General features: G+C 66.9%; 8 protein-coding genes and 2 pseudogenes. 3 read left to right on the top strand and 7 right to left on the bottom strand.

From position 1 onward, the window contains the following. Positions 1-288: 288 nt before the first annotated feature. From ACFWAY_RS52085 to ACFWAY_RS52075, 3 genes are all read right to left on the bottom strand, one after another. Positions 289-657 (bottom strand): DUF6292 family protein, encoded by a 369-nt coding sequence (locus tag ACFWAY_RS52085; protein WP_378516309.1) that lies wholly within the window; start codon positions 655-657, stop codon positions 289-291. A 695-nt stretch (positions 658-1,352) separates the two neighbouring features. Further along, complete coding sequence (locus ACFWAY_RS52080) at positions 1,353-1,481, bottom strand: hypothetical protein (RefSeq protein ID WP_378516308.1); 129 nt, start codon at positions 1,479-1,481, stop codon at positions 1,353-1,355. Between the two features lie 88 nt (positions 1,482-1,569). Then, positions 1,570-2,052, bottom strand: coding sequence for a DUF4118 domain-containing protein (locus tag ACFWAY_RS52075; protein WP_378516307.1), 483 nt, complete (start codon positions 2,050-2,052; stop codon positions 1,570-1,572). A gap of 89 nt (positions 2,053-2,141) precedes the next feature. Here ACFWAY_RS52075 and ACFWAY_RS52070 point away from each other — a divergent pair, with 89 nt between their 5' ends. After that, the gene (locus ACFWAY_RS52070; protein WP_378516306.1) at positions 2,142-2,573 is read left to right on the top strand and encodes a response regulator transcription factor; all 432 of its coding nucleotides are present in this window, start codon (positions 2,142-2,144) and stop codon (positions 2,571-2,573) included. Here the strand turns inward: ACFWAY_RS52070 and ACFWAY_RS52065 are convergent. Then, positions 2,551-2,937: pseudogene (locus tag ACFWAY_RS52065) on the bottom strand (LuxR C-terminal-related transcriptional regulator); the annotation flags it as partial. The gene ACFWAY_RS52070 and the pseudogene ACFWAY_RS52065 sit on opposite strands and share 23 nt — an antisense overlap. A 153-nt stretch (positions 2,938-3,090) precedes the next feature. Here ACFWAY_RS52065 and ACFWAY_RS52060 point away from each other — a divergent pair. Together ACFWAY_RS52060 and ACFWAY_RS52055 are read left to right on the top strand one after the other, a co-directional pair. Next, on the top strand, positions 3,091-3,387 hold the full coding sequence (locus ACFWAY_RS52060) for a hypothetical protein (protein WP_378516305.1): 297 nt from the start codon (positions 3,091-3,093) through the stop codon (positions 3,385-3,387). A 369-nt stretch (positions 3,388-3,756) separates the two neighbouring features. Then, the gene (locus ACFWAY_RS52055; RefSeq protein ID WP_378516304.1) at positions 3,757-6,081 is read left to right on the top strand and encodes a GAF domain-containing sensor histidine kinase; all 2,325 of its coding nucleotides are present in this window, start codon (positions 3,757-3,759) and stop codon (positions 6,079-6,081) included. Between the two features lie 863 nt (positions 6,082-6,944). On the opposite strand, the pseudogene mgrA reads toward ACFWAY_RS52055, so the two are convergent. The 3 genes and pseudogenes from mgrA to ACFWAY_RS52040 all read right to left on the bottom strand — a co-directional run bounded on the left by mgrA (position 6,945) and on the right by ACFWAY_RS52040 (position 9,294). After that, positions 6,945-7,970: pseudogene (gene mgrA, locus ACFWAY_RS52050) on the bottom strand (L-glyceraldehyde 3-phosphate reductase). Positions 7,971-8,126: 156 nt separating this feature from the next. Next, positions 8,127-8,894, bottom strand: a complete 768-nt coding sequence (locus ACFWAY_RS52045) for an SDR family NAD(P)-dependent oxidoreductase (protein ID WP_378516303.1) — start codon at positions 8,892-8,894, stop codon at positions 8,127-8,129. 247 nt (positions 8,895-9,141) lie between these two features. Then, positions 9,142-9,294, bottom strand: a complete 153-nt coding sequence (locus ACFWAY_RS52040; RefSeq protein ID WP_378516302.1) for a hypothetical protein — start codon at positions 9,292-9,294, stop codon at positions 9,142-9,144. Between the last annotated feature and the right edge of the window lie 140 nt (positions 9,295-9,434).

Here is a 9,434-nt window from a genome sequence, read left to right as displayed (position 1 = left end):
ACCCCCGAGGACGCACTCGACTGCGCCTGCGGGCTCTACCTCGCCGACCCCACCGCCTGGCAACAACCCCCGACGAATTAACGAATCAGACCACTAAGCCAAGGCTAAGCCTGGCCCCTTCCGCGGCCGCTGAAATCGAAGCAGACGTGCAGTTCACCGGCTTCGTCACAGGCGCAACCCGCCCTTGCCGCGATCGCCCAGGACGTCGTTGGCCTGACCTCTATCGAGCATAGGAAACGGAACACACCCGGCAACATCGAGAGATCCAGCGGGGCCGATGCGCTGACCTCAGCGGTCCTTCGGCGCGCACGGGGCGGGACGAGTGCGCACGATCCGGGGGGCCGACCGCCTGCTCGATGCCGGTGGACCGCCCTGCCTGAGGTCCGCGATCAATTCGACAAGCCGATCGGCGCACCTCGTGGGCTCCGGCAGACGCCCCAACCCGAGACCGTCGATTATCACCACGTTGCCCTGTGTGAGTCCGTGGACTCCGAGAAACCACCCGAAGTGGCGATTCCAGGCGAGAACAGCCTTCCGTCCCCGGTAGTGGGGGATCTCGCAGGAAAGCGTCAGGACGGCATCGAAGGCGGGGATCTCGCACCGGCGGACCGATTCGGCGTCCATCGTCACCGCTACAGAACTTATGTATTCACACACATCGGCTGAACCGGTGACCCGGATCTGACTGTTCACAATTCGACCCACTCTCGACAATCGCAGAACCCGGAGGCGGTAGCCGGCCTCTTACCCGCTGTTCGATGGCCCTATCTGAACTCCTTCAGCATTGCGCTCGACCGAACCCATGTCGTCCCCGCTGATACCCATCACTGCTCCCCACCAACTGGAATCCGTGCGTACCTGCCAGCATGCAGCGGCCCTGAGATCGACTGGCAACTCTGCAGTCGGTGACCAGATGGCATCCGCATGCCGAGACTGCCTGCGCTGCATCTCTTCACATTGATCGACCAGGGAAAACGTCGCCTTCGCGATCCGGGCCTACTGCGATTTGACCTGCTCCGGGGGTAATCGCTTCTGCCCCTTGTCCGAGGGGTGCCTGAGCCTTCCGCCCGTGTACTCGCGGTACTCGACGTCGCAGGCCAGGACCGGTTCCGATCCAGTGCACGCCCTGATCCACAGAGGCGCCGTCGATTGAGCTGTGGTCCCGCACGAGGCTCCGGCGAGCGTTGGAGGTCCTCGATCGGGCCGGTGAGGCGGGGGCGGCATTAGGAAGCTGCAGGCCAAGATCGAAATCCTTCTGTGCGCGATTCTGCGGTGTCGAGGTTCGTTTTGGCCTTCGCTATACCGGCGCACCGGAGAACAGCGCTCCACGGCGAAACTGTCAATTTCAGGAGCTACGCCGCGGCGGAACCGGGAGCACTGTCGTGGCTGTCCATCCGGACGGTACGACCGGTGTCGAACATCATCGCGGGTATGTTCTCGTCGTCCGGCGAGAACCGCGCGTTGAACGCCTTCTCCGTCATCCGGTTCGGTGGCGTGCCGCGACCAGCGTGGCCGAACCGGCCGGCTCGTAGCGGAACACAGTCGAATGATCAGCACCCAGGGACCGGGTCAACTCGCCTGCCACCGCCGAAAACACCTCACCCGGATCGACCCCCAGCGCGACCGATTCGCCACCCGCCGCAACGCGGACAGTAGCTCCGCGAGCACGACCAGCTCGTCACGGCTGGCCTCAACCTCCCGACTGCGTTGATCTGCCTCGGCCACACGCGTTCGGACCACCCCCGCCACGGTGTTCGCGACAAGCACGACGACCAGGAACACCGCGATGGCAACCCAGTTCTGGGCGCCGGTCACACCAAGGACCGCGGGCCAGCGACGGAAGTAGTCGAAGGCGATGGCGTCGGCCACCGACGTCACCACCGCCAGCCCGAGCCCCGACACCGTCGAGACCACCAAGACACCCAGTAGGTAGACCACACCGAAAGCCTCGCTGGGGCTATCGGATATCAGCACTTCCCGCCAGCAGGAACCCAGCCCCGTCACCTCCGAAAACCCCGGCGCCGACCGCGCACCACCGATCCGGAAGGGCATGGCAAGATGCCACGGTGCTGCGTTGTGGCCGCACAGAATTCCCGCTAGCGGGGATGCGTACCGGTACCGCGCTAGCGCACACTGACGTCATGGTTCCGCGAATTACGCTGTTGCGCTGCTTCATCGTCGATGACAGCCCGAGTTACCGTGACGCCGCCCGGAATCTCCTCGAACTGGAGGGGATCACCGTAGTCGGCGTGGCGTCGACGAGCGCCGAGGCGCTCCGGCGCGTCGCGGAACTGCGACCGGACGTCACACTGGTCGACGTCAACCTCGGTGGGGAGAGCGGCTTCACGCTCGCCGAGCAGCTTCACCAAGACACGCGATGTGCACCGTCACCGGTGATTCTGATCTCCACCCACGACGAGCAGGACCTCGCCGACCTGATCGACGCCAGCCCGGCGGTGGGGTTCGTGTCCAAGTCCGCCCTGTCGGCCGGCGCCATCTATGACCTGCTCGGTGGCCGAGACGGCGACGACGGCGATCCCGCCGTGTCGGTCAGCGGGCTTCGAGGAAGGTGACCACTGCCAGGACCCGGCGGTGATCGTCACCGGTCCCCGGGAGGCTCAACTTGGTGAGAATGCTCCGCACGTGCTTCTCGACGGTGCCCTCCGCGACCCACAAACGGCGGGCGATGCCCGCGTTGGAACGTCCCTCCGCCATCAACGCCAGCACCTCCCGCTCCCGCACGCTGAGCACGGCCAGCGGATCGTCGCGCCGTTGGGCGGAGACCAACTCCTGCACCAGTGCCGGGTCGACCACCGATGCCCCCTTGGCAATTCGCTGCAGGGTGTCGACGAAATCCTCCACGTGGGTGACCCTGCTTTTGAGGAGGTAGTCCCTCCCCTGGCCACTGGCCAGCAGTTCCATCGCGTGGCCGACGTCCGCCGGTCGCGGATGCCGTGGCCGGGTTGCAGCTAGCAGGTACACGAGCAGTGGGGCTGGCAGGGCGCCCTGATGGAGGCCAGCGCTGACGACACCGGCCGGCGGTAAGACGATTCTGGAATTGTGCCAGAGAACAATTCGAGGAGTCTCGACATGGTCACATCCCCAGATGCCACTGCGGTCCCCGCGCCACGGCCGCGGATGAGATATGCGGGCGAGTCGATCGGCACATTCGTCCTGGTCTTCGCCGTCGGCGCCGAGCTGAGCTCCAGTGCCCCGCGATCCGCGATGGACGGGGCCGCGCGACACCTGGCGCAGGCACTCGGGCTCCCGTCCGCGGCCCGCGAGCTCGAGCCGGTTCCCTCGGATGAAGCCACACCGCGATTTCCGCTAAACAACGAGGGTGCCTTGCTCGGCACGTTGCTCGTTCGCGCCGATCTCCCCGCATAGATGCCTGCGGCGCCTGCGGACCCGGGTGGTGCCGTCCCTGGGGCGGAATCCTACCGGCATCGGCCGTGCGATCGGCCGCTCCAACTGGAACAGCCGTTTCAGCATGAGACCGGTCTCAGATTGATACGTGTATCCCATGCCATCGGGTGTGTCATGTCTCCAGGAGCTGGTCGCCACCGGCTGGGCTGGGCCAGTCCTTTAAAGCCACACCCGAGAGCTGGCAAAACACCCACAGCCTCACCCGGCCCACCGGGTCACAGCACAACGTAACCGAACGAAGTAACTACACCTACGAAGTTAAGGACCGCCCAGAGGAAGCCGATCGAACGGATAGCCCACCACCGGCATACCCACGCCAGGAGGACCACGTTGAGCAGACAAAGTTCGAAGAAAGCTCACGAGAAGATCACCGAACTGTCCTGGGAACCTACGTTTGCCGACAGACTCATCAACAACGGCGCCTGGGGTCCACGGGATGGCGAAGGCGGGTTGCGGCGGGTTGCGACGCTGGTCGCGCGGGGGGTCACCCCGACCGAGGTGTTCTCAGCGGTGGCGGAGGAGCTGGCCCGGGTGCTGGGTGTGGACAACACCGGTCTGTTCCGCTACGAGCCCGACGGCTCCGCCATCCTCGTCGCGAACGGCACCGAGTCCGGCGTGAAGAAGGTGCCGGTTGGCACCCGTCTTTCGCTCGAGGACGAGCACGTCGCGGCGATGGTGTTACGGACCGGCCGCGCCGCCCGGATAAACAGTTACGAGAACGCCGCCGGTTCCATCGCCGCGCACCTGAGGGAGCTGGGCATCCGCTCGGCGGTCGGCGCGCCGATCGTCGTCGACGGCCGCCTGTGGGGCGCGGCCGTCGTCGGGTCCACGCGACCCGAGCCCCTGCCACCCGACACCGAGGCGCGTATCGCGGACTTCACGGACCTCGTCGCGACCGCGATCGCGACCGCCCAGACCCGCGCGGAGCTCACCGCGTCCCGCGCCCGGATCGCCGCCGACGCCGACGTCCGGGCCGAGCCAGAACTGCGCGAACTCGCCGAAATCCAGGCCGCACTACGGCGCCTGGCCATGCTGGTCGCGCGAGGGGAACCGCCCGAGGCGGTGTTCGCGGCCGCGACCAGCGAGGCTCTCCGGCATTTCGGTGGCGGCACCGCCAGGATGATCCGCTACGAGCTCGACGGAACGGCGACGCTCCTCGCCAACGAAGGCACGACGGGCCCCCACGTGCGGGTCGGGAAACGCTGGGAGGACTATCCGCCGACCGGGCTGACAGCGACCGTCCTGAGCACCGGCCGGGCCGCCCGTGTCGATGACTACGGCGACATTCCGGGCGGGGAGCCGTATCTCCGCGAGGGGTTACGGTCCGCGGTCGCCATGCCGATACACGTCAACGGCCGGCTGTGGGGAGCGATCGCCGTCGGGTCCGGGCAGGGGCCACTGCCGCCCGACACCGAGCAACGAATGACGGAGTTCACCGACCTGGTCGCCACCGCCGTCGCGAACGCACAGACCTGGGGCGCGCTGGAGGCGAGCCGTGACGAGCTCGCCCGCCTCCTCGAGGAGCAGGCCGCGCTGCGCCGGGTTGCCACGCTCGTCGCCCGCGGAATCCACCCGGTCGAGATCTTCTTGGCGGTCGCCGAGGAAGTGCGTCGGCTGCTTGGCGCGGACAGCGCGGGCATAGCCCGCTTCGAGCCGGATGGGGCCTCGGTCGTGGTCGTCGGCGGTGTCGGGGAGGTCCCGGTCAAGTTGCCGGCCGGAACACGCGTGGAACTCCGCGACTACATTGCCCCGGCGGTGGTCTGGCGGACCGGCCGTTCTGCCCTGGTCAACGAGGACCTGTGGAGCAGCGCGTCGGACCGGATCGCCGAGGGCCTGCGCGAGTTGGGAATCCGGTCGATGGTGGCCAGCCCGATCATCGTCGAAGGCTGCATGTGGGGCGTGGTGAACGCGTTATCGACGCGAGGGCCGTTTCCTCCCGACACCGCCGACCGCATGGCGGACTTCACTGAGCTCGCCGGAACGGCGGTCGGAAACGCCGAGAGCCGAGCCGAGGTTGCCGCCTCGCGGACACGGATCGTCGCAGCCGCGGACGAGGCCCGCCGACGGATCGAGCGGGACCTGCACGACGGCGCACAGCAACACCTCCTCGCGCTGGCACTCAGGCTGCGTTCGGCGGCGACAGCACCTCACGAGAGCGACGAAATCCGTACCGAGATCACGAACGTCGCCGCGGAGCTCACGGACGTGATCGAGGAGCTCCGGGAGATCTCCCGCGGCATACATCCGGCCATCCTGTCCAGCGCAGGGCTGCGTCCGGCGCTGCGAGCGCTCGGGCGGCGCTCCACCATCCCGGTGGACATGGACGTGCGGATCGATGGCCGGCTCCCCGAGCCAGTCGAGGTGGGCGCCTACTACGTCGTCTCGGAGATGCTCACCAACGCGACGAAGCACGCGCGCGCCTCGGTTGTCGAGGTGGACGCCGAAGCCTCCGGAGGCACACTCCGGGTGTGCGTGCGTGATAACGGTGTGGGCGGCGCCGACCCCCAACGGGGCTCGGGGCTGGTCGGCCTGAAGGACCGTATCGAGGCGCTGGGCGGCACTTTCTCCCTACACAGCCCGCCAGGCGGCGGCACGACGGTGTCCTGCGACCTACCAGTTATGGCCGGCGGCGGGCAGCCGGACCCTGACCGGTAGCCGAGGGCCAGCGGATGGTTCCGGCCGCTGTGCCGCAGCCGGTTGCCCTGGGCGACAATCGGGGGGTGCCTCACCGTCCGGGACAGCCGACGTAACGCCGCTGAGTCTGCGGGCACCGCGCGGCGTGCTCGCTGACGACGATGTCCTGCTGCGCGAAGGAGAGGGATGAACAACCGTGGTCAGCTCACGGTGCCGGTGCCGGTGCCCGGTGCCGTCGCCTCGCAGCGATGGTCAACGATCCGTTCCAGGGTGGGTACGGATTGGGCGTCCGCACGACCGTCCGCTTACGGCGACGGCGGCGAATGTCCCGACCCTCCCTTGGCGATTCGCTGAAGGGTGTCGACGAAATCCTCCACGCCCGGTGACCCGACTCTCCAGGAGGTTGCCGATCCCCTGGCCACTGGCCAGCAGCTCCATCGCGTGTTCGACGTCCGCCGGTCTGCTCGATGGATCGTCGCCCGCCTGCCCCTACTGAGTGTCTACAGCCATGCCATGCGTGTCGACCTGAATCGGTAGCGCGGAGATCTCGCATCATGTCGACTATCGGGCCCGGATCCGGCGCTTCGAAGGCAAGTTCACTCGGGCCAATGCCGCGTTGGGTGCCCAGCGACCCCTCGCCCGGTCGAGGTGCCGGATCCGAGCCTCGCGCAACGACACCAAAGCGAGCTCGGTGACGATCAAATCGGCCGTCGATCAGCACCACGACGAGCACCAGCCCAACGTTGACCACCGTGAGGCTCATCGCAGCGCCCAGCCGGACAGCCCGAGAGTAATCGCCGGATTCGGGGACGCCGGGTGCCCGCGTATGGCTGTCCCGAACACGCATCCTGAGCGCACCGCTCGCCAACTGGCTTCGACTTTTCTCAGGCAGTGCTGACCGTCCGCCACAGATCGATTCCGCCTTCGACGGCATGCTCGTCGATCTCGGCCAGTTCTTCGTCCGTGAACTCGAGATTGCCGAGGGCCCCAATGCTGTTCTCCAGCTGCGACACACTCGATGCCCCTATCAGAACCGACGTCACCCGCGGATCGCGCAGGCACCAGGCGAGCGCCATTTGCGCCAGCGACTACCCACGGCGTTCCGCGATCGCGTTCAGCGCCCGAATGTGGTCGAGGTTCGCCGCGGTGAGCATGTCACCGGTGAGGGACGACCCTTCGGTCATCCTCGACCCGGCCGGCACACCGTCGAGGTACTTCGATGTCAACATTCCCTGTGCGAGTGGCGAGAAGGCGATGCAGCCGACGCCCTCGGCGCCGAGGGTGTCGAGCAGCCCTTCCTCGATCACACGGTTGAGCATGGAATATGACGGCTGATGAATGAGCAGCGGGGTACCCATCGACCGGAGAATTGCCACCGCATCGGCGGTCCGGGTCGGCGAATAGGACGAGATGCCCGCGTACAGTGCACGGCCCGAGCGCACGGCGGTGTCGAGGGCTCCCATCGTCTCCTCGAGTGGCGTGTCCGGGTCGAACCGGTGCGAATAGAAGACATCGACGTAGTCGAGCTGCATCCGCCGTAGTGACTGGTCCAAGCTCGACAGCAGGGACTTGCGTGACCCCAGCTCGCCGTACGGGCCCGGCCACATGTCCCAGCCGGCCTTGGTCGAGACGAACAACTCATCCCGATAGGACTTGAAATCCTCGGTCAGAATCCGTCCGAAATTGGTTTCGGCCGACCCGTACGGCGGACCGTAGTTGTTGGCCAGATCGAAATGCGTGATCCCCAGGTCGAAGGCCCGGCGCAGAATCTCGCGTTGTGTCTCGACCGGGCGGTCGTCACCGAAGTTGTGCCACAGGCCCAGCGAAATAGCGGGGAGCTTGATGCCGCTTCGCCCGCACCGGCGATAGCGCATCGACTCGTAACGGTTCTGCGCGGCACGGTAAGTCATGGGAGAGATCCTCTCAGCAGTGAAACGGGTTAGAGAGTTTGCCGACCGCCGACCGGTCGACGCAGGGTTCGTGAACGCATCGCCAGGCCCCGAGCCGACGCTGCAGGGGTGTCGGCCGCCAGGGTGAGGCCGCCTCCGCAACGATGCTGGCATGCGTCAGTACCAACCGCCGTCCACAGGGATGGTTCGGCCGGTGATGTAGGAGGCGTCGTCGGACACCAGAAACGCAACGGTGGCGGCGACTTCGTCAGGCCGCGCGAGCCTGCCCAGTGCGGAGACCGTGCGGATGGCGGTGTCGAAATCGATCTCGACGTCGGGGTGGACGTAGCGGTCCTTGGCATGGTCGGACATGTCGGTGACGGTGCCGCCGGGAGCGATCGCGTTGATCGTGATACCGCGCGTGCCCAGTTCCGGGCTGAGGTTGAGGGCGATGGACTCGACCGCGGCCTTGCTTGCGGCATACAGGGCGTGGTGAAAGAACGCCTTGTGCGCGCTGGCCGACGAGGTCAGCACGATCCGTCCGCCCTCCCCGAGGTGGCGGGCCGCGTGCTGGGCAGCGAACAACTGAGCTCGTGTGTTCGTGGCGAACACCCGGTCGAAGTCGGCCGGAGTGATGTCCTGGAGTATGCCGAAGTGTTCGATTCCGGCGTTGCTGACCAGGATGTCGAGGCCGCCCAGAGCGTCAACGGTCTGATCGGTCAACTGCCCGATTTCGTCGGGATCGCTGACGTCGGCCCGGATCGCGACAGCTCGGCCACCGGCGGCGAGGACGTCGTCGACCAAGGTGTTCGCCGCATGCTCGTTGCTGCGGTAGTTGACGGCGACCGCCGCGCCGTCCTCGGCGAGGCGGCGCACGACCGCCGCGCCGATCCCGCGCGCGCCACCGGTCACCAACGCCCGCTTGCCGGCAAGTTTCGTATCCATGCCACCTCCAGTATCTGCACTCAATCCAGCATTGCGCTCCAGCGAACCCATGTCGCCACCGCTGACACCCATCACCGGTCCCCGCCAGCCGGAATCCGTGCCTACCTGCCAGCATGCAGCGGCGCCGATCCTCGACCGGCTCCGCAGTCGTGACCAGAAGGCCCCGGCTAGTGCTTCTGCCCTCCCTACCGGGTGGAATGCCCCATGCGTCAGCTGCCATCGAACTACGTAACCTGCCCAAACGGCGTCACCGCCCGAGCCGTAAGGCGTCCCCGAACCCCACCCGGCGGCGTCCACCCGTATCCATCCGACGGTTGCAATGACGGGCCACGAAGCCGCCGGCGAGGGTGCAGGGCACGTCCATACCGAACAGGTTCGCCCACTGACGGTTGCCGGTCATCGTGGCCAGCGCCCGTCTTGGTTTCCGGTTGACTGCAATCGCGGGTGAATCGCCCTGGATCGAGTGGAGACTCCGGTTCAGGCCACCTCGGGGGTTGAGGCAGCCGGGGGACGCTGTTCACGATAGCGGGTCTCGTACCA

The organism is Rhodococcus sp. NPDC059968, from assembly GCF_042738615.1.
GTDB lineage: Bacteria > Actinomycetota > Actinomycetes > Mycobacteriales > Mycobacteriaceae > Rhodococcus_F.
The sequence above is the reverse complement of the archived record's forward strand: the minus strand, read 5'-3'. Positions and strand labels throughout refer to the sequence as shown.